The organism is Pseudoalteromonas sp. 1181_04 (assembly GCF_052850545.1).
Genome location: NZ_VXCS01000032.1, coordinates 26,917 through 48,608 on the forward strand (window position 1 = coordinate 26,917; position 21,692 = coordinate 48,608).

Sequence of the window (21,692 nt, forward strand, 5' to 3'; positions counted from 1 at the left end):
GAGGGCGAAAGTTACTTTATTCGCCCATTTTAGCGAGGATCTTATCTAAATTAACTTTAGATTTAGCCACGCTTTGCATTGGTGTTAACCCATTCGGGTATTCTTCCTGCTCTACGACTAGCCACTGAGTGGCGCCATCAACAATCAATGTTTCTATTATTTTTTGCCATGGATAATCATTTTCACCTAATATAGGACTTAAGCCATCGTTAGGATGGGTGCGAACTTTTAAGTGGGTTGCCAGGGTTCGTCCTGGGTATTTTTTAATGAAATATTCAGGATCTTTTCCTGCATAATGTACCCAACCTATATCAAGCTGCAGTGGCAGGGTATTTGGCGTATTACTGGCAATAGCGTCCCAGTATGTCGCGTTTTGGAATTGATTAAACTCCTTATTATGGTTGTGAAAACCGATGTGCATAGCATAGCGCTGAGCGATTTCATTAACCTGAACGAGTTGTTCGGTCAGAGAGGTAATTCCTTGTGGGTGCCAAGCTCTTTCATCCCAAGGTACAAATAAAATCGAGACACCAAGGGTTTTATAAAACAATAATGTGTCTGCTAAGGTGTCATCCGTTAAGGAGTCAAAGCCGATATGTGCGCTACTAGCGACTAAATTTAGCTTCGCGAGTTTGTCCTTCAGTGCACTTGGATTGTTCTTATAAGGCCCAAAGTCACCTGCAAATTCCACACCTTGAAAGCCCATATCAGCAATAGATGAAAGGGTGCCATCAAAATCCGCTTTTAAGGCATCTTTAACAGACCAAAGCTGAACACTAACGGGGAGTAGTTGTTTGCTTGTTTTTGCATAGATAGACAGCGAGTTTAAAACACAAAAAATAAACAGAATTGAAATAACATAATTAAATAATGATTTGATTTTGAACATAAAAAACACCTAGGAGGAAAAACAGGGAATTGCTCCCTGCTTAGGGCTGGGCTAGCTAAAAAATAACTTAGCGTTAACTGGCAACTGAATCTTGATAAGCATACTCGGTCAAACCCAGTTCAGCTAAAACGCTATCTAAATGGGCTTTTGCTTCGTCAGTAGGTCCTGGGTAATCGCCTGCAATAGGCACATTGCCTAAATAGCCAATATCTTTACAACCTTGCGGTGTACAAAAGTAGGCACCAAGTACAAGGTTTTTAAAGCGTAAAAAAGCATTACCAATGCGTTGAAACTGCGCAGGGGTTTCATCATCAAAATAAGCAATATCATTTAAGATGGCTGTTTGTTGCTCTTTTTTCAATGCGACAAATGGTGCTTTATAACGCAGCACAGCCTCATCATCGATCCATGCTAAGCCGTGTAAAATAGTAACGCGGTCTTTTTGTTGACCGTTATAAGGTGAGCTTACCCACTCATCAATCACACTCGGTACATTTACCTCAGTTGCACTTGGGTTGTTACCTTCGCTAGGCACGATATAATCGGCTAACACCGCAACTAAATTTAATTGTGCTTGAGTTAATGTCAATGGCCAAGGTGATTGTGGTGGCATAACCATATTTGGATCAGTGCCATAACCTTTAGCTGTTATAGGTTGTAAATCTAAGTCAGGCCAATGTCCTTTATCACTAATTTTCTCTTCTAACGCTTTACTACATCCTGCTGAAAGTGATACGGCGGAACCTGCGGCTAATAAACCAAGCCACTTTAACGATTCACGACGTGTCATGCCGGAAATATATTTGTATGAGTCAACACGATCTTCATTATGCATGTTACAGCGCTCCTTGTTCTATTTGTTTGGCTATCCAGGTTGAATTACGCATTGCCAATGTCATGATGGTTAATGTGCAATTTTTATGTGGATTAGAGGCAAATACCCCTGCATCCATCACAAATAAGTTGTCGCAATCCCATGTTTGGCCCCATTGATTGGTCACTGAATCCTTTGCTGAGCTGCCCATGCGAGTGGTGCCTACTTCATGAATGATCTCACCACCTTTTGAAATTGCTTTTTCAGCAGCAGGTAATTTGCCCACAGTAGCCCCTAGATTTTCAAGGATCTGTTTCGCTGTTTTTAAGCCGTGCTCAATTTGTTTTAGCTCACGATCTGACCATTTGAAATGAAATTTCGAAACCGGAATGCCCCATTTATCTTTAACATTTTCATCAATTTCCATGTAGGTATCATCGTTGGGGAGCATTTCTCCGCGCAGCGCAAAGCCAACATAAGATCCGTAGGCATCACGAACTTGTTGTTTTAGTTCAATACCATAACCACGTTTATCGCCAGAGACTCCAGAGCCAGGTTGATTAAAACCGCTACTGATCTCAAAGTGATAACCACGAGGAAAATCAAGCTCACCTTTGGCATGTGCTTTGTGTCCCCACCAAGGAATAAATAAATGGTTCCCAGTGTGGCCATCTTCGTTATAACGTGGGCGACCTTTTAATGCTGGAACTTGCGCACCAAGCCAAGCACCGGTTGAATCCATTAAGTTACGACCTACTTGGCCACTTGAGTTAGCTAAACCTTTGGGATGCTTGGCGTGTTTTGAATTTAGCAAAATTCGTGCGGATTCGCAGGCACTAGCAGCAAGGATCACGATATCTGCTGTCAGTGTTTTTTCAGCTACGGTTTGCTTATCTATATAAGTTACACCCGTTACTTTACCGTCATCATTAACAGCGACTGATTTAACCATTGCATCAGTAATTATTTCTAAATTCCCAGTTGCTTTTGCCATAGGTAATAATGAGGTTGTAGTTTGAAACGCCGCGCCGATTGAGCAACCATGGCCACAAGGTGTTGCATAAAAGCATGCCATACGATCATCTTTTGGCCGAGTTAATACTGCTCTGTGCATAGGTACGGCTGCGATACCCAGTTTTTTCGCACTGGCAGCAATCAGTAACTCAGGAATTCGCGGCGTTGGTGGTGGCTGTAATACCCCAGGTGCAGATGGCGGCATATCATCAAGGCCGGTATTGGTGCCGCAAATACCCACTAGTTCTTCCGTGATGTCGTACCATGGTGCGATATCATCATAAGTGAAAGGCCAATCTGCGCCGTTGCCATCTTGGCTTTTACCTTTAAAATCATGTTCACTAAAGCGTAATGAGTAACGTCCCCAGTGATTAGTTCTTCCACCTAACATGCGTGCACGCCACCAGTAAAAATCAGTGCCTTTGGCGTTAGTGTAAGGCTCATCAGGAACTTGCCAGCCACCATCGACGGTTGCATCGTAAAAGCCAAAGTTTTTGTCTTTATTTCCTGCGCCCATTAAAGGAGCTTCACTGTTACGGCGAAACATTGGGCTTTCTTTTTTTGGATCGTAATCACGCCCCGCTTCCAGTAATAATACTTTATGGCCTAGTTTAGTTAAGGTATAAGCGGCCATTGCGCCACCTGCGCCGGAGCCAACAACCAGTACTTTATGATCAAATGTAGACATGCTTATAGTTCCTTAATTTTTATATTTTTAAACCACACTTTGTCACCATGATCCTGTAAACCTATGCGACCTTCCTTTGCTGTTGCGAAGTTAGACCAAGTTGCAAATTTACTGTTTTTAACCAAGGTATTCCAAGTACTACTGCCCACAACAATACTGGCAGTGTTGACATCATTTTGCCAAACTTGTAAATGGTCATTAAGCATTCTAATACGCACCGTGTTCCACTCAGTTGCAGGTTTGTGAGCTGAAGTAGGTGGCGTAAATAAATCATAAATAGAGCCAGATAAATGAGAATCTATTTTCGTATCTGAATGACGTTCGTTATCTATAATTTGGATTTCAGGGGCGTGCGAGTAAATATATTTACCCAACTCATCGGCTAGAACAAAAATGCCACTATTGCCAACTTCACTAATTTTCCAATCTAGTTTCAAGTCAAAATTGCGATAGACTTTTTTAGTGAGTATGTCGCCGCCGCCTTTAGTGAGTAACATTGCGCCATTGTCTATGGTCCATTTGGGGCTGAGTGTCTCACTTTTGAAATTGCGCCAGTGCGACATATCTTTGCCATCGAACAGTAATTGCCAGCCAGCTGTTTGTTCTTCTTTAGAAAGTTGGTTATCGGGTGTCTTGGCAAAAGCACTGCTACTAAAAGCCAGTGCAATTGACAACACAGAGATTGATTTAAGCATATAATACCCCTTATTTTTGTGTGTTACTTGTTGCTATTAAACGTATTTTTCAACGTTTTTATTTTTTGTTATAAACAGATGAAGACCAATAAATACAATGATCAGGACAATCGGAAAAACCAGTAGATTTTGTAATACAGCTTGTCCTGCGAGCACTTCAACTTGTTCTACACTGACACTAGTTGTTTGTGCTTGTGTTCGCGCATTATCAATCCAATGGCCTATGACGGGGTTCCAGATGCTCATTGCAAACATGCCAGCTCCACCAATTAACGACATGCCAAGTGCACCTGTTTTTGGGGCATACTCAGCGACACAACCGATCATGGTTGGCCAAAAATAAGTAACGCCAACGGCAAATAGTGCTGCGGCAAGGTAGATGGTATTACCTTGCGCTTGGCTCATTAAAAATATCCCTAGTGTTGAAAAAATGGCTGAGCCCAGTAGGACACCCGATGGACTAAAGCGGTGCACAATCGGGCCCGCAAAAAACCGACCTAATGCCATCAATCCGGTGATCAAAGCTAAAATAACCATAGGCGAAGCGCCTGACGAGCCAAGGATTTGCTCAATCCATTGCTGTGTGCCAAATTCGGTGACTGCTGTCAGTGTCATGCAAATAATGAGAAACAAATACAGCGGCGAGAGTAAGTGTTTTAAGTTGCTGGTGGTTGAATTTTGCTGTGTATCAAACTGTGGAAATTGAGCTTTAAGCATCATCGCACCATAAATAATGGTGGGCACAAGGATCAGCGAAACTTGCCATTGCCAGCTGAAGCTAGCGGATGTCATTGCATTTGAAGCTAATGCACCAATTACGATCCCGCCAGGAAACCAAACATGAAAGCGGTTTAACATAGTGGTGGTGTTTTTAGGATACATTTGGGCGATCAGTGGATTACAACCGGCTTCAACCGATCCATTGGCAAAGCCAATTAAAAAGGTCGAGATCAATAATCCCCAAAAACCATCTGCAGTGATAGTTAAAATAAGTCCGCCTAGGTGGCAAATAAACGCTAATGCAACCAACTTTTTAGCACCAATCGCGTTATAAATGATGCCCCCGAGCATGGTTGCAACCGGAAACCCTAAAAATGCCATGGCATTTACCCAACCTAGTTGTGTACCAGTGAGGCCGAACTGCTCGCCTAGTTGTCCTAAAACGCCAGCCCTTATTGCGAAAGTCATTGATGTGACAATTAATGCAATGCAGCAAAGCCGAAAAATAATACCATTATTGTTGTTATTCATTGTGTGTGACCCTGTTTATTAAATACCTAATATCCGCTTATTTCGCTGATCATTTGTGTCCATTGCGCTAAAGTCATCAAATGCTTTAGCCGTAGGGCGGATCAAATGCTCTTTTATAAATTGTGCGCCTTCTTTCGCCCCATCTTCAGGATGTTTAATGCAACACTCCCACTCTAGAACTGCCCAGCCATCAAAACCATATTGCGTTAATTTGCTAAAGATACTTTTGAAATCAATTTGGCCATCACCTAAGGAGCGAAACCGACCAGGGCGGTCTTGCCAATCTTGATAGCCACCATAAATACCGCTGCGACCATTTGGATTAAACTCTGCATCTTTGACGTGAAATGCTTTAATACGATGGTGATAAATATCAATAAATTCTAAGTAATCAAGTTGTTGTAAAATAAAATGGCTGGGATCATAAAGAATATTTACCCGTGGATGATTATTTGTCGCAGCTAAAAAGCGCTCAAACGTTACGCCATCATGTAAATCTTCCCCTGGGTGAAGTTCATAGCAAACATCCACATCCATTTCATCAAAGTAGTCGAGGATTGGCAGCCAGCGTTTCGCAAGTTCTTGGAATCCTTGCTCTACCAGTCCTTTTGGACGCTGCGGCCAAGGGTAAAAAGTATGCCAAAGTAGCGCTCCTGAAAAAGTCACATGGCTTTTTAAGCCCAAATTTTTACTGGCTTTAGCGGCCATCATTAACTGATTGATGGCCCATTTAGTTCTGGCTATAGGATCACCGCGTAGTGCTTGAGGGGCAAAATTGTCAAACATGTCATCATATGCCGGATGAACGGCTACGAGCTGCCCTTGTAAATGAGTTGATAACTCTGAAATTGTAAGCCCCGCCTGCGCAGCAATACTAGTCACTTCATCGCAATAATCTTGGCTTTGGGCTGCTTTTTCTAAATCGAAAATACGAGAATTTGCAGTCGGTAGCTGAATAGCTTTATAGCCTAAATTTGCTGCCCACTGACAAATAGTGGTAAAGCTGTTGAAAGGAGCTTCATCGCTGATAAATTGTGCTAAGAAGATCGCTGGACCTTTAATTTGTTTCATTTTTTATCCAATTTTAAATGGTTGCCACTTAGTGTCTTTGCTCGACGCTGCTACAGCATTTTCTATAAATGCCATTCCGCGAATTGCTTCTTTAATACCAGGCACGTCAAAGTCATGGTTAGATGCTGAGTATCCTGCTTTTTTTGCGTGAATTTGTTTTGCAAAATTGACATAGATATTGGCAAATGCTTCAAGGTATCCTTCTGGATGACCTGCAGGTGTTCGCAGTGAATTTTGTGCCGCAGTACTTTTTAGGCCAACACCTGCACGTAATAGGGTGGTTGGCGCGTTATGACTTTTGAGCCACAAACTATTTGGTTCCATTTGTGACCACTCAAGACTTGCTTGATCGCCATAAATACGCAAATTAAGATTGTTTTCTTCTCCTAATGCAACTTGGCTGGCAAGAAGAACTCCCTTAGAGTTGTTGTTAAAGCGCAGTAAAACGGTGCCATCGTCATCGAGTGTTCTGCCTGCAACAACATGATTTAAGTCAGCGCATAGTGCGGTGATTTCTAGGCCGCTCACGTATTCAGCTAGATTTGCAGCATGCACCCCTATATCAGCTATACAACAACTAATACCGGCCTTATCAGCATCTAAACGCCATTTGGCTTGTTTGGCATTTTCATCTTCGCTGGTGGCAAGCCAACCTTGAGTGTACTCAACAATAATTTTACGAATAGCGCCCAGCTCGCCATCAGTAATACGTTGGCGTGCTTCTTTGATCATCGGATAACCAGTGTAGGTATGAGTTAATCCGTATAAACAATCACTGGCTTGCAGAGTTTTTTCTAATAACAGCGCTTGTTCTAAATTTAGGGTGGCTGGTTTATCTGATAAAACGTGAAAACCTGCTTCAATCGCACACTTTGCAATTGGGAAATGCAAATGATTTGGCGTCACTATTGCCACAAAATCAATTCGTTGATCGGCAGGTAACTTAGCTTCTTCGCTAAACATTTGTTGGTAGCTGTCATAGCAACGAGTTGGATTTATTCCTAGCATTGCAGCAGTAGCTTGGCTGCGTGTTGGATCTGAACTAAAGGAGCCTGCGACTAACTCAATTAAGCCATCTAAGCGTGCAGCAATGCGATGGATTGCACCAATAAATGCACCTTGTGCACCACCGACCATCCCCATGCGGATTTTGGCATTATTCATGAAAAAAGCTCCATGTCAGTAATCGTCTACTGAGTTTAGTTAATATCATGTTATTGATAATAGAGAATGAACAGCGTAAGGGATAATAAAAATTCGGTTGACAATGCAATAAAATCGGCGTTTTATGTATTATTATAAATTCATATTTATAGAATATATTATTATGGAAGTGCAAGGGATCATAAATAAAGCGGGTGTAAATCAACTGATCGCGGCATTTGATTTATTACCCGATATTTTGTTCTGGGTGAAGGATTCTGATAGTCGAATTCTGTACGCAAATCAACATTTTATTGAACATCAAGGGTATAAGTCATTAGAGCAAATTTTACTGAAAACTGATTTTGATTTTTCATCCAAGCACTTAGCATTTCAATACGTCAATGACGATAAACGTGTAATGAATGGCTATGTTGTTACTGATCGTTTGGAGCTAAACCAAACCTCAAATGGTGAATTGGCCTGGTTTTCAACGTCCAAAAAAGCAATTTTAGCTGACGATGGTCAAATACTGGGCACCTATGGCGTTACACGACATTTACAAAAAACATCAAAGGCTTTGTCGCATGTAAGAGCGATTGAAGGGCCAGTAAATTATATACGTGAACACTATCATCGTAATATCTGTATTGAAGAACTTGCCGAGCTTGCTCATTTATCGGTAAGTGCGTTAGAGCGGCGTTTTAAAAAACATTTAGCAAAAACACCTAATCAATTTATTAATGAAATACGTTTAGAAAACGCACGTAAGCTACTTGTTGAAACTCGTTTACCTATTTCACAAATAGCCTATCAATGCGGTTTTTCTGAGCCTAGCTATTTTAGTAAACAATTCAGACGCTTATTTGGTGAGATCCCCTCGCAAATGCGCGACCAAATTGAGCCCTAAGCCAGCCGTTTGGCTAATTGAATAGCGCCTTGCTCGGGCAGGTAATGCGCATCACATAGATAACCTTGTGCTTTGGTAGATAACCAAGGAGTAATTTTCTCGGCTGTGCCTCCCATTAATGTAATGTTGTGATAGCCGTGGCTAACTAAATGATCGATATAACGGGTAATATAGCGCGCTGCTTGCTCTAAAATAATAATGGTCCAAGGATCATCTTGCATTGCGAAAACTAAAGGCGCAAAACCGGCAAAGTAAGCGGGTTTTGCATTGAGTGCTAATTCTGTCAGCTGGTTACTTGTATCACAATTAAGCTGTGCCAATAAGGTATTTATTAATGGGCTTGAGGGGGATAAGCCATCTAAAACCTCTAATGCATAACGAAATAAAGTTAAACCAATCCAGCCTCCGCTTGCGCCATCACTTAATAATAATCCATGGCCTCCTAATTCAATAACGTTACCGTTTTTTATTGCTCCAGCACAAAAGCCAGTGCCTAAAATAATAATCGCACCACTGTTATCACCATGGGCACCTTGGCAGGCTATGTGTAAGTCAGTTGAAAAGTTAAATTGTGCAAATGGATGCTGCCACTGTGCCATCTTTTTATTTGCACCGGCAATGCCAGCGCCAGCGAGTCCTGCATAGGCATAAATTGCCCCAAGTGTTGATAGCCCTAAACCAGCCTGTTGTAATGCGTGTGTTGTTGCATCAATAATGGATTGCTGCGCCACTTCAACAGAGGTTGCAATATTTGCTGCACCGCTTACTGCCTCTGCAAGTAGGGTGCCTTGTGCGTTTTCAAGCCTGACTCGGCATTTTGTACCGCCGCCATCAATACCTAAATACAGCGGCGGTTGAAAGTGGTTAGTCATTTTTAGCCTGCTCGTTAGTTCGTTGATTTAAAATTGCGTTAATTAATAACGGATCCACCCAGCCATCCTTGTTGTGTACGCCGGAGTAGGCATGTAGTGACACTAAATTATTGTTGGCAAGTTGCCAAAGTGTACTTGCATTATCAGTGGTTACGCCACCACCAATAACAATTTCTATCTGATCATTGGCGTGGCTAATGATTGTTTGTAAATGATTAAGACCTTGCATAACGCCTTTATCATCAGTCCATTTAGTGCCATTTGTGAGGATACGATCAATGCCCAGTTCAGTTAATAGGCCAATTGCCTGTTCGCTGTCTTCTATACAATCAAAAGCGCGATGAAATGTCGTTGCTAAATTATATTTATGTGCGCAGGCAATAAGCGATGTGGTAGCTGCGATATCAACGTCATTGGCGTTTAGCGCACCAAAAACAACACCGGTAGCACCTGCGTGCGCCGCGTGTGCTATTTGTGTAAGCATTAGCTTCAGTATTGTTGCATCAACAATAAATTGATTCGCAACAGGTCGTATCATGATAAGCAACTCGCCTTCTGAGGGCATTGCATGAGCTGCGATAGTCATTGCTGTTGCACTTGGAGTGAGACCTTCAAGTTGCATTGTGCTGCAAAGTTCAATTCTAGAGGCGCCAGCTGTAAATGCGGTTTTTACATTATCAGCTAACTGAATATGATCATCTGCGTTTAAACAGACTTCTAAATTTTTACGCATTGTTTCGTTCCAAAATACCAGCGATGTTGTTAACAATAAAATATTTAATAATAGTTGATACTATCAGAATAAATAAAACTTATTTATAAATCAGTTGTTTATTTTTATTTTTTACATTTCATGAATATGAAAAGTGTTTTTATATGCCATTAATTTAAATTGATGACTATAAACTAGCTCAGCACTGATTGGATCTTTTTTTAACCTTAACGCCGATTTTGTCCTAGAGGCAACCGAATTTCTATTATCACTTTTTTCGACAGAACCCTATTCTTGAAAAGCAGTTTAACAAGATATTAACCCAGTTCTGAAATGCCTTAAGGTTTACCCACAGGGATTATCATGGGTTTTAAAGTGCTTTAACACAACTAACCACACACAATAATACTGGAGATAAACATGACCAATAATAAGAACAGTCGTGAATCGGCGGATCTTGCACGGCGGTTTAAGAAATCCGCGCTGCTGCTAGCGTTGATGGCAAACTGTCATGTCGTATACGCACAAGAAGAACAAAAAGCACCAGAAAACGACCTAGAAGTAATTGAAGTTAGGGGCATTCGCGCCTCGGCAGCTGAAAACTTAGCGATTAAGCGGTTGTCTAATGCAACCGTTGACGCCATTACCGCAGAAGATATTGGTAAGTTCCCAGATAAGAATGTGGCGGACTCATTGCAACGTGTGCCAGGGGTCATTATACAACGGGATGGCGGTGAGGGCGCCTCTGTCAGTATTCGTGGTTTATCATCGGACTTAACCTTCACCCAATTAAATGGCAACTTTATAGCATCGTCGCCCGGTGAACCATCGCGTTCATTTTCATACGCATTATTACCTGCAACTATGATCCAACGCGTTGAAGTATATAAATCTTCAGAAGCTCGCCTTGATGAGGGCGGAATCGGCGGTACGGTCTTGTTGTATAGCCGCAAGCCTCTAGATATGGATAAAAACTCTGGGATCATTAATTTTGAAACCAGTAATTCTGATATTACCGATAAGTATGAACCTCAATTTAGCGGTATTTATTCATGGAAAAATGATGATGAAGACTTTGGGGTTTTAGTGGGTTATACAAAACAAGACCGCACTAATCGCTCACAAAGCTCGCGTATCAATATCATGAATAAAAATTATCTTTATTCTGAAATGAAAGATAATCAAATGGTTGAGGGTGGGGCACAAGGTTATGCTGCACAAAGTATGGTTCAGGAAGTCTTAAACGAAGAGCGAAATCGAACCGGGATCCAGTTTACTACTCAATGGCGACCAACTAGTAACTTAGAGCTTGGCTTTAATTATTTTAATTTTAAATTGGGCCAAGACTCAATTTTAAATCAATTAGAATACCCAGAATGGAACAATAACGATAATTTCTGGACCGATGTCCGTGTTGATGAAGAGTCTCAGTTTGTTACAGGTATAGACTACTCTGTTGGTGCATCTGGCACTCAGGCTGTTTCTCCTATCCCACGTATAAATGGTGAATATACGATTGAAGAATCCAGCTCTGATACATATGATTTTTATGCTAAATACGAAGGTGATAATTACAACGTTAAGCTAGTGCTGGGCCATACCGAAGCTGAAGGTGGCCCTTCACAAAAGTATCGTGCCGCTTATTATGCAAATGAATCCTCGCTTTACTATGGTTACGATTTTTCTGATGGGCGCATGACCACCTATATGGATCCAAGTATGATCAGTAACTTGGCTGCAGGCATTGGTGGCGAACCCGATGTAACAGCCACCGATTCTAGTTTTGTGACCGGTACTCAAGAAGAAGATTACGGACAGATTGATTTTGACTATTTTGTGGATTATGGCGTAATTGAAACGTTGCATTTTGGTGCGAAATATCGCAAAGGTAAAATTCATCGCGATACTCGTAACAGCTTTTATCTCTCCCCAGATTTTGATATAGCAAAAGGTGAAGCTGAAGGCACCATTGATTTGGACGATGATTATTCTAAAAATGGCGGCATACCGGATATTGCAGATTTAATTTATTCAGATTCATTAGGTAACTTGTCTGATGTTATTAATACGAACTTATTCCCAGCTGTAAACTGGCATAAATACCAAGATCATTTAAATGAAAACTTTGTTCATTATACGCGTATAGAACCTAACTATGTTTATAGTGTTGAAGAAGAAATTACAGCGGCTTATATGCAAGCTGATTATCGTTTTTCACAAGTACGGGGTAATTTCGGTGTACGCGTAGTGCGCACCAAAACGACCACCGGATCATCAGATAAAATCACCTACCGATTAGATTGGAAGGACGACAATGGCAATGAATTACCAATCGACCAACAACGTGTAGAAGACTTTGTTTTTATTGAAAAAGAGAGTACAGAAACAAAGGTACTGCCCAGCTTTAATATAGTCTGGGATATCGATGACAACTGGGTACTACGTGGAGCGGCATCACAAACCATGGCTCGTCCTGGTTATGATGATTTAGGCCAGTTTCAGACTTTAACGTACACGTCGAATGAATACTCAACGGATCGCTCATCGGCAGACAATTTTGATGCAATTATTGATGGCGAAGGGTGGACAGGATCCGGTGGTAATAACCAGCTAGCGCCATTTGAGTCAACCCAATTTGATATGTCTTTAGAATACTACTACGGAGCTGGCTCTGGCTTTGGTATTGCGTTATTTAAAAAAGATGTTGATAACTTTGTTGTGCCTTTAATAATTGATGTTACCCGCAGTGCACCGGACATTTCATTTAATTTACCCAACGCAGGTGATGAGCAAGTAAATGTCAGTGGCGACAATTTTGCAGTTAGGGATTTTAGCACTGTAGCTAATGGTACGAATGCTTCTTCTGAAGGTGCTGAATTTTTTATCCAACACTTCTTTGATAATGGCTTTGGTCTTTATGCTAATTATACCCGCAATAACACTAATCAAGCCAATGTAGAGCTTGATGGCGAAAAGGTGGGAGAGTCGCCTTTGATAGGTAGTTCTAAATACCAAATGAATTTATCGGTATTTTATGAAGATGACTTATTCAGTGTTCGCGCCTCATACAATAAGCGCGGTCCAACGGTTCAAGGCTACAACGCCTCATGGGAAATGAACTATTACAATGAAGCCTATGATCAGGTAGACGTCAATGCAAGTTATAACTTGACTGATGCTCTCGTGTTATCTGCTTCCGTTATTAACCTCACTCAATCAGATACTTACATGCATCTAGGTGACGATACTAAAAACCGCTTTATTCAAAATGCATACAGTGGTCGTCGTTTTTACGCAGGTGCAACTTACCGCTTTTAATAGCGCAAGGTGAGACGGAACAAATAACCAAGAATCGTATAGAGGAATAAACATGAATAAGCCCAAACTTAGTAAAATATCTAGCATTATGCTGGTAGCAATGATCGGCCTATCAGGATGTGGTGGTGCTGATGATCCGGATCCGACTGATATCCCAGCAAAAATTGATATTACCTCTGCTGATATTGCCGGTAGTGCAGTGAAAGGGACATTAGGTTTTGCAACGGTCACTGTAAAGCAAATGAATGGCTCAGATATTAAGGTGACGTCTAACAGTCAAACCGATGCTGCTGGTATGGTAAATCTGAGCATAGAAAGTCAACAAGGCTTTGGTATTAACGGTATGTTTAAGATGACCGTTAATACGGATGCTAACTCAACGATGATCTGTGATGCGCCCAGCTGTGCTGAACACCTAATCGGTGAACAGCTCAGTGGCACTGAGATTGCTGATCTACAGTTAGCGACTTTAACATATGTTGATGTGCCTTACGCATCCACAAGTGATGGCGTAGCAGACGCTAATTTTCAAGTAAATGCTTTAACTACAACCGCCACTCATTTAGTTGAGCAAGGTATTGCCAATGGTTTAAATGTTGCTGTGCGTGAGTTATATGAATTAGCTTTATCGGATAACTCGCGTTTAGTACTAAAAGCACTGGGGATCGACAGTAAAGCCAATGTATTTAAAACCCAATTGATCAGTGCCGAAAGCTACGATAATTTTGTAGTAGGCCAAGATTGCGATAGTGAAGGTAATTGTATTGACCAATTGGCCGACATTAATATTATTAAACTTTCTTTAGCTAACGCAGTATTTGCAAGTATTAGTAAAGATGAAACTGTCGCGGGTGTTATTAACGAACTTATTAGCGCGATTAACTTAGCCAATGACGGGGATGTAGTCGCTTTACAGCCATTGCGTGAGCGAATGTTGAAAACCATTGCTGGTTTTCCTTACCTAGATAAATTAGCGCTATCAGCTGAGGATGTCATTGATGTTGCGCTCCCTTTTCTTGAAAGTGCCGCATCTAGTGGCCCTGTTAAAGAAATTACCAATGCTGAAAATCTTGCTACAGCAACGATCACAGCTCGTAATCGCATAAGTGACAACGAAGCTGAAAGTAAAGCATTTGATGGTGACACGAACACCAAGTGGCTTGATCATAATGATTGGTCAGGTGCGCCAAGTGAGCAAGACCCATCTTGGATCCAAGTTGATTTCGCTGAAAAACATGCTGTTAATAGCGTGTTCATTACGAGTGCTAATGATGCTGAGTCTCGAGATCCTCAAAACTTTAATATTCAAGGTTCTGTCGATGGCGAAAACTGGCTAACCTTGGCTAAATTTATTGGTGAGAACTTTGATGAGCGTTTCCAACGACGTGAGTTTCGTTTTGACAATGGTTTAGAATTTTACTCATATCGTTTAAATATCACTAAAAATAGAGGTGATGATGGTTTAATGCAGTTATCAGAGATTGCTTTTGTGGGGCCTATAAATGCAAGTGTTGATCACGCAGAACCAATTGGCAGTGCTGTAATATCTGCAAGTGCAGGTGAGAGTTATGCACTGGCATTTGATAATAATGACGACACAAGTTGGGTCTCTGATGTGCCTTCAACTGAAGTACCCGTTTCGATAACAGCTACGCTCGCACAAGCCGCTGCCGTTGATAAGTTAGTACTGATCTCAGATGCTCAAAACGCAGATGGTGATCCCGCTACATTTTCACTTGCTGCAAGTAATGATGATGGGCAAACATGGGTTCATTTAGCTGATTATTCAGATGAAAAATTTGAACGTCGTGGTGAAAGGTTATCGTTTGCGACCAATAATACACTGGCATTTTCTAGCTATCGTTTAAGCATAACTAAAACCGCCGCTGGCGCTGGGGTAAAAATTGCTGAGATTGCCTTGGTAGGACCTAAAGTGGCAGATTTAAATCATGCGTTATCAGCCGATGCAATAATTACTGTTCGTAATCAGATTGGTGATGGTGAGGCGGGTGTTAAAGCGTTCGATGGTGATGTTGATAGCAAATGGTTGGACCATAATGATTGGACTGGCGCGCCAAGCGCTGAAAATCCATCTTGGGCAATGGTACAGTTCACTACTACGACAGCGGTTAATAAGCTGGCACTAACAAGTGCAAACGATGCTGACTCACGCGATCCGCAAAACTTTAACTTAGCAGCGTCAAATGATGGTGAAAATTGGATCACACTTGGTGCTTGGTTAGGTGAGAACTTTGAGCAGCGTTTTCAACGACGTGTTTTCACTTTTACTAACGATTTAGGTTTTAGTTTTTATCGCTTCAATATAACTAAAAACCGTGGCGACGATACGCTGATGCAAATAGCAGAGATCGAGCTAATAGGTCCGCAGGTTGCTTCAGTTGATCATTCTGCAACTGCCTCATCAGTCCTTGCAGGTACTGGCGAGCAAGAGGGAGTGGTAGAAAGTAATGCAACGGATGATGATAAAGCGACGGTATGGACGGCAGCCACTGAAACTATGCCTGTATGGCTTGATGTTGCATTACCTCAAGCACAGATTGTCACTAATATCGCAATCACGAATGGCAGTGATAGTAACAACAAAGATCCGAAAAACTTCACCTTACAAGGCTCAAATGATGGCGGTAAAACATGGTTAGAAATAGCGAGCTTTAAAGACGAGGAATTTGAACAATTGAATCAACGACGTCTCTTTACAATAGGGAATGGTTTTGCCTTTAGCTTATATCGCTTAAGTATTAGTGCTAACAATGGTGATGCTCAGCAAGTTCACGTTTCTGAACTTGAACTAATAGGCCCACAGCAACCATTTTAGTTTTGATTGTTTGGTAGCTTGTAGGTGCTAAATAGCGCTTCAAGCTGCCTGTTTTTAGGTGAAAAGGTAAATAATATGTTGTTTAAGAATAAACTTTCACGATTAATAAGGTGCCCGGCCATCTTAATAAGCTTTTTATTATGCAGTTTTTATGTGACTGCTGGATCTGCAGCCGGATCACAACAGCGTGGTCTGCATATATTTTATTACAGTTGGTATGGCAACTTAAAAGTTGATGGTCAATGGGCGCACTGGAATCATCAGGTATTACCTTACGGTGATCAACCTATTGTTGGACGTAAAGGCTACCCTGGCGGCGATGACATTGGTGCTAATTTTTATCCTGAATTAGGTACTTACAGTGCAAACGACGAAGCACTTATGGATACCCATTTAGCGATGATGAAACAAGCAGGAGTTAGCGTAATTATATTAAGCTGGTGGGGCGATAGCGATTTTGGTACCAGTTCAGTGCCAGTTTTTATGGATAAAGCCGCTAAAATCGGCCTTAAAGTTAACTTCCATATTGAACCTATCTATCACAGTGCGGCTGAATTTTTACAGGTAGTAAAACAGCTAGACCAGCGCTTTGGGCAACATCCCGCTTTATATCATTACCAAGGCAAGCCATTATATTATGTTTATGACTCATACAAAATGCCAATCAGTGAATGGCAGAAGGTGTTGCTACCAAAAGGCGAATTAACAGTCAGAGGTAAAACGTATGATGCTAACTTTATAGGGCTGTGGGTTGATGAAGGTGAGGAGTCATTCTTTTTAAACAGTGGTATGGATGGCTTTTATACCTACTTTGCTGTTGATGGGTTTGTTTATGGCAGTACCACTAAAAACTGGCCATACCTAGCTAAGTGGGCAAAGCAACATAATAAACTATTTATTCCAAGTGTCGGTCCTGGGTATGCAGACGATAGAATTCGTCCGTGGAACAAAAAAAACTTCAGAGCACGCGAAGCTGGAAAGTACTACGACACGATGTTTAAAAAAGCAATTGCAGTGGCTCCAACCTTTATCGGAGTGACCTCATTTAATGAATGGCACGAAGGGACTCAGATTGAGCCTGCGATTGAGAAGCAAGTGGGTGACTATAAGTACCTTGATTACAGCCCTTTAGCTGCTGATTACTATTTAAAACGAACTCATTATTGGAGTGAGCGTTTTCAACAGTCTTTAAATATACGCTCCGTTAAAGATTAAACAGATATACCAACCCTGTATGCAAGTCGTGGTTAAATTAAATCGCTTGCTTTTGATTTACAGCCGATATTCGCAAATTTAATGAGGAACAATAATGATCACTAACAGACGTGACTTTTTAAAGTTATCAGCTATTTCAAGTGCTGTTGCATTAATACCGTTTAAGACAGTAGCTAAAAGTAAAGTTAATAAGCCTATCGTCGTCTCAACGTGGCAACATGGTATAGCGGCTAATAAAGCCGCGTGGCAGGTACTTGCTGAGCATGGTAAAGCCATTGATGCTGTGGAAGCCGGTGTGCGAATTCCTGAAGCAGACCCGAATGTGATGACAGTAGGATATGGTGGTTATCCAGACAGAGAAGGGAACGTTACCCTCGATGCCTGCATTATGGATGAAAATCAAAACTGCGGCTCTGTTGCATGTTTACAACATATTAAGCATCCCATCTCGGTTGCCCGGTTAGTGATGGATAACACCCCGCATGTGATGTTAGTAGGTGAAGGGGCGCTGCAATTTGCTAAATCACAAGGGTTTATAGAAGAAAACTTATTAACCCCGCAAGCTAAAAAGGCCTGGCAAGATTGGCTGGTGGAATCAAAATATGCGCCCGTGATCAATATTGAAAACCACGACACAATCGGCATGTTAGCGCTTGATAGTAGTGGCGATTTATCTGGGGCGTGTACCACTAGTGGCGCGGCCTTTAAAATGTCAGGCAGAGTAGGTGATTCGCCCATTATAGGTGCAGGTTTGTACGTTGATAATGAAGTCGGTGCTGCAACGGCAACGGGCATGGGCGAGTTGATGATAAAAACGGTAGGCTGCCATTTAGTAGTTGAAATGATGCGCCAAGGTATGACACCTACTCAAGCGTGTAAGGCCGCAGTTGAGCGAATTGCTCATAAGCTGGGTGATTATAAACAGTTTCAAGTCGGTTTTTTAGCCTTGAGTAAATCTGGTGAATATGGCTCTTATTGTATTCAACCTGGTTTTAATTATGCAGTAACCTCTAAGACAGGAAGTAAATTACTAGATGCGGCGAGTATTTTGTGAATTATTAAGGAAGCAACGAAATTTTTAATTATGATTTTTATTGAATAATTTTATATAAAGTAAAGGGTGAATATTTACCGTTTAAATTGTTTTTTATTGTGGCTTACGCCGATTTTATACTAATTCACACCGAAAATATATTATCACTTTATATACAGTAACCTTATCCTAACTGTGACCTTTACAATTTATTAACCGCATGAGTTAGTGGCTGTAAAGATATAATAAATCACTCGACGTAACTAGAAATTTACTGAGTGAAATATAACACACACAATGATGGAGATTGGTATGGCTGATTATAGTAACATTAATAAATCAACTGAACTTTCACGAAAATTTAATAGATCAGTATTATTTTTAGCATTAATGGCTGCCTGCAATGTCGCGTATGCAGATCAAAAAGATAATCAAAATAACGATGACTTTGAAGTGATTGAAGTGAGAGGTATTCGTTCTTCAACTGCTGAAAATTTAGCTATAAAACGACTCTCTAATGCAACTGTTGATGCGATAACAGCTGAAGATATCGGTAAATTTCCAGATAAAAATGTTGCTGATTCATTGCAACGAGTTTCAGGTGTATTGATTGACCGTGACGGTGGTGAAGGCAGTCGAGTGAGTATTCGTGGCACATCACCAGATTGGACCCTCACACAGTTAAATGGCAATTATATTGCTTCTTCTGGGGCTGGTGTGCCCACTCGAAGTTTTAATTATACGTTGTTGCCATCCAGTATGATTAGTAGTGTGGAAGTATTTAAAAGTGCAGAAGCGCGTATAGATGAAGGGGGGATTGGTGGGACTGTTATATTGCACACCCGCAAGCCATTAGATATGGAGGCTAACTCAGGCGCACTTAGCCTAGAGGCAACCTATGATGATGTGTCTGAAGACACCCAGCCACAAGTGAATGTGCTGTATTCATGGAAAAATGATGAATCAAATTTTGGTGTACTTGCTGGGTTTACTCGCCAAGATAAAACGGTAACAACCATTACTAATAATGCTTCGCACTGGCGCTTTCATTCTGACACAGTCGAAGGGGCAGAGCGTCCTGCCATTGTTGACCAAGCAACAGGCGAAGTTTACAACAATGTATGGGCACCTCGTGCAATGAGTGCAGGTAACTCAATAGAAGATCGCACACGCGATGGTTATCAAGTTGCTATTCAATGGATGCCTACAGATAAATTAGACTTAAACCTGAACTACTTTGGTGCAAAATTAGATTATGACTCATCGTCGCAGAGCGTATTGTTTGCGGAATGGAATGACAATCATAACCCCTATTACGGCGTTGTTTTAGACGGTGATACGGTCGTAGCTTACGGTAATGCAGATAATGGTTTACTTAATGACAATAACTGGGGAGATGCTGATGTCAATAATGGCGTAGCCGTTCGCCGTGGCTTATTGTCTCCTCAATTAACAGGGAGAGAAAGGATCGGTGGTTCTAAATCAGATAGTTTTGATTTTGAAGCCAAATATTATGGGGATATATTTACTGCTACTTTTAAAATCGGCCATACAGAGGCTGAAGGCGGAACTTCACGGGAAACTTATGCCAATATAGATGCACGCCAAGGATCTGTGAATAGCTGGTTGTGGTCAACCGTGGGTGGTAAACCAAGCTATGAAGTATCGACCGATCTAGCGTCTGATAAACAAGCTTATCAATATTATGACTGGTTTGATTCCTACTCTTCTGAAAATAAAGATACTGAAGATTACGCACAAGCTGATCTGCAATTTGATATCGATACAGGGATTTTTACTACCTTTTTTGTTGGGGCTAAATACCGCAATCATGAAATTAAGGGGATTAAAAATGATTTTCGTTGGGATGATGGCATCGCTGATAACGGTGGTTACCGTGGTTATTTGTCCGGAAACGAATGGTTTCATAACCCAGATTTTCATCCTGATCCAGAAACGTTAGTAAGCAATACCGTGGTTGATAACAGTGCCGGAAACACTGGCGCTTTTAACTTTTTAGCATTTGATTTTGCTGCATTAGATAGCTATCTACGCAATAACTTTACGCAAACCGTTGTGCCATCTTTAGCTGGGACATATACACTAGAAGAAAATATTTGGTCTGTTTATGCGCAAAGTAATTTCCAGTGGCAGGACTTTCGCGGCAATCTCGGTGTACGCTATGTCAATACCGATTTAAGTACGCTTACGTATGATGATGTTATTGGTCAAGATAATAATGACACTACGCCTAATGAACGCAGCAGCGATGATGGTGAATTATTACCAAGCTTTAACCTTGCATGGGATGCGAATGAAGATGTTGTTGTTCGATTTGCTGCTGCCAGAACGATGTCTCGTGTAAGCTATTCTGACCTGAGCCAAGCTGAGTCATATGGTCCTCCTGTTAATATAAACTCACCAGACTCTTGGACAGGGCGAGGAACTGGTACATCTGTAAATACAGGCCTAGATCCAATGATTTCTGATCAGTTCGATCTAGGTATCGAATGGTATTACGGTGAAGGCTCAGCACTAGGTGCTACATACTTTACTAAAGATATTGCTAATTTGCCCATTTCTGCTGTTGAAATAGTTCAACGAGAGCATGATTGTTGTAATGGCCCCATAGAAGTTGAAATGAATACTAAAGTTGGCGGTGGTGACGCTCAATCACAAGGGGTTGAGTTGTTTTTTCAACACTCTTTCGAGAGTGGCTTTGGGGTGTTAGCTAACTATACTTTTACAGATACAAGCACCAGCCAAGTTTCAACGAATGGACAAAAAACAGATGCTGAAATCCCAGGAACAGCCAAACATCAATATAATCTTTCAGTGTATTTTGAAAATGATGACTTTAGTGTAAGGGCATCCTATAACTGGAAAGATGATCGGGCTAATGGCATCCATCAAGGTTACAATTTATACACGAAAGATTATGGTCAGTTAGATGTTAATGCGGCTTATAGTTTGACTGAGCAGTTGTCATTAACAGCCTCTGTGGTTAACTTAACTGAGGAAGTTGAAGAAGGTTATTGGAAACAAAGTAATCGCTTTACTTATAACCAGTATTCAGGACGACGCTTTTATTTAGGTGCTAATTATAGTTTCTAAAAATTATAATTTATAATATAAATTTAAAGGGTATTCTTTAGTTGGGATGCCTATTTTATTTAAATTGCAAGGTTTATTAATCAGACTTTAATTAAATAATAAAGCTAAGTAGTTAAA

General features: G+C 41.1%; 15 protein-coding genes. 6 read left to right on the forward strand and 9 right to left on the reverse strand.

Annotation, left to right across the window (positions count from 1 at the left end; genetic code table 11):
* Positions 1-16: 16 nt before the first annotated feature.
* From FW757_RS20545 to FW757_RS20575, 7 genes are all read right to left on the reverse strand, one after another.
* Positions 17-889, reverse strand: coding sequence for a sugar phosphate isomerase/epimerase family protein (locus FW757_RS20545; RefSeq protein ID WP_182718782.1), 873 nt, complete (start codon positions 887-889; stop codon positions 17-19).
* A gap of 73 nt (positions 890-962) precedes the next feature.
* Complete coding sequence (locus FW757_RS20550; RefSeq protein WP_145235681.1) at positions 963-1,724, reverse strand: gluconate 2-dehydrogenase subunit 3 family protein; 762 nt, start codon at positions 1,722-1,724, stop codon at positions 963-965.
* Between the two features lies 1 nt (position 1,725).
* Positions 1,726-3,405 carry a GMC family oxidoreductase gene (locus FW757_RS20555; protein WP_182718783.1) on the reverse strand — a complete coding sequence of 560 codons (1,680 nt, stop codon included), beginning with the start codon at positions 3,403-3,405 and terminating at the stop codon, positions 1,726-1,728.
* 2 nt (positions 3,406-3,407) lie between these two features.
* A complete protein-coding gene (locus FW757_RS20560; protein ID WP_182718784.1) occupies positions 3,408-4,100 on the reverse strand; it encodes a 3-keto-disaccharide hydrolase in 693 nt (230 codons plus the stop codon).
* A gap of 36 nt (positions 4,101-4,136) precedes the next feature.
* Positions 4,137-5,351, reverse strand: coding sequence for an MFS transporter (locus FW757_RS20565; RefSeq protein ID WP_182718785.1), 1,215 nt, complete (start codon positions 5,349-5,351; stop codon positions 4,137-4,139).
* 18 nt (positions 5,352-5,369) lie between these two features.
* Positions 5,370-6,422 carry a sugar phosphate isomerase/epimerase family protein gene (locus tag FW757_RS20570; RefSeq protein ID WP_182718786.1) on the reverse strand — a complete coding sequence of 351 codons (1,053 nt, stop codon included), beginning with the start codon at positions 6,420-6,422 and terminating at the stop codon, positions 5,370-5,372.
* Between the two features lie 3 nt (positions 6,423-6,425).
* Positions 6,426-7,586 carry a Gfo/Idh/MocA family protein gene (locus FW757_RS20575; protein WP_446441634.1) on the reverse strand — a complete coding sequence of 387 codons (1,161 nt, stop codon included), beginning with the start codon at positions 7,584-7,586 and terminating at the stop codon, positions 6,426-6,428.
* A 163-nt stretch (positions 7,587-7,749) separates the two neighbouring features.
* Here FW757_RS20575 and FW757_RS20580 point away from each other — a divergent pair, with 163 nt between their 5' ends.
* The gene (locus FW757_RS20580) at positions 7,750-8,475 is read left to right on the forward strand and encodes an AraC family transcriptional regulator (RefSeq protein WP_182718797.1); all 726 of its coding nucleotides are present in this window, start codon (positions 7,750-7,752) and stop codon (positions 8,473-8,475) included.
* Here FW757_RS20580 and FW757_RS20585 read toward each other — a convergent pair.
* Both FW757_RS20585 and FW757_RS20590 read right to left on the reverse strand, forming a co-directional pair.
* The gene (locus FW757_RS20585) at positions 8,472-9,347 is read right to left on the reverse strand and encodes a BadF/BadG/BcrA/BcrD ATPase family protein (RefSeq protein ID WP_182718788.1); all 876 of its coding nucleotides are present in this window, start codon (positions 9,345-9,347) and stop codon (positions 8,472-8,474) included. The two genes, FW757_RS20580 and FW757_RS20585, sit on opposite strands and share 4 nt — an antisense overlap.
* Positions 9,340-10,080, reverse strand: coding sequence for a copper homeostasis protein CutC (locus FW757_RS20590; protein WP_182831151.1), 741 nt, complete (start codon positions 10,078-10,080; stop codon positions 9,340-9,342). Before FW757_RS20590 ends, FW757_RS20585 begins: the two co-directional genes overlap by 8 nt.
* Before the next feature lie 399 nt (positions 10,081-10,479).
* On the opposite strand from FW757_RS20590, the gene FW757_RS20595 reads away from it, so the two are divergent.
* The 5 genes from FW757_RS20595 (at position 10,480) to FW757_RS20615 (ending at position 21,575) form a co-directional block, all read left to right on the forward strand.
* Complete coding sequence (locus tag FW757_RS20595; protein WP_446441635.1) at positions 10,480-13,377, forward strand: TonB-dependent receptor; 2,898 nt, start codon at positions 10,480-10,482, stop codon at positions 13,375-13,377.
* Between the two features lie 52 nt (positions 13,378-13,429).
* Positions 13,430-16,213 (forward strand): discoidin domain-containing protein, encoded by a 2,784-nt coding sequence (locus tag FW757_RS20600; RefSeq protein WP_446441636.1) that lies wholly within the window; start codon positions 13,430-13,432, stop codon positions 16,211-16,213.
* A 153-nt stretch (positions 16,214-16,366) separates the two neighbouring features.
* Positions 16,367-17,428, forward strand: a complete 1,062-nt coding sequence (locus FW757_RS20605) for an alpha-mannosidase (RefSeq protein ID WP_446441637.1) — start codon at positions 16,367-16,369, stop codon at positions 17,426-17,428.
* Positions 17,429-17,522: 94 nt separating this feature from the next.
* Positions 17,523-18,482, forward strand: a complete 960-nt coding sequence (locus FW757_RS20610) for an isoaspartyl peptidase/L-asparaginase family protein (protein ID WP_149980228.1) — start codon at positions 17,523-17,525, stop codon at positions 18,480-18,482.
* A gap of 291 nt (positions 18,483-18,773) precedes the next feature.
* Positions 18,774-21,575, forward strand: a complete 2,802-nt coding sequence (locus tag FW757_RS20615) for a TonB-dependent receptor (protein WP_182761051.1) — start codon at positions 18,774-18,776, stop codon at positions 21,573-21,575.
* Positions 21,576-21,692 lie beyond the last annotated feature (117 nt).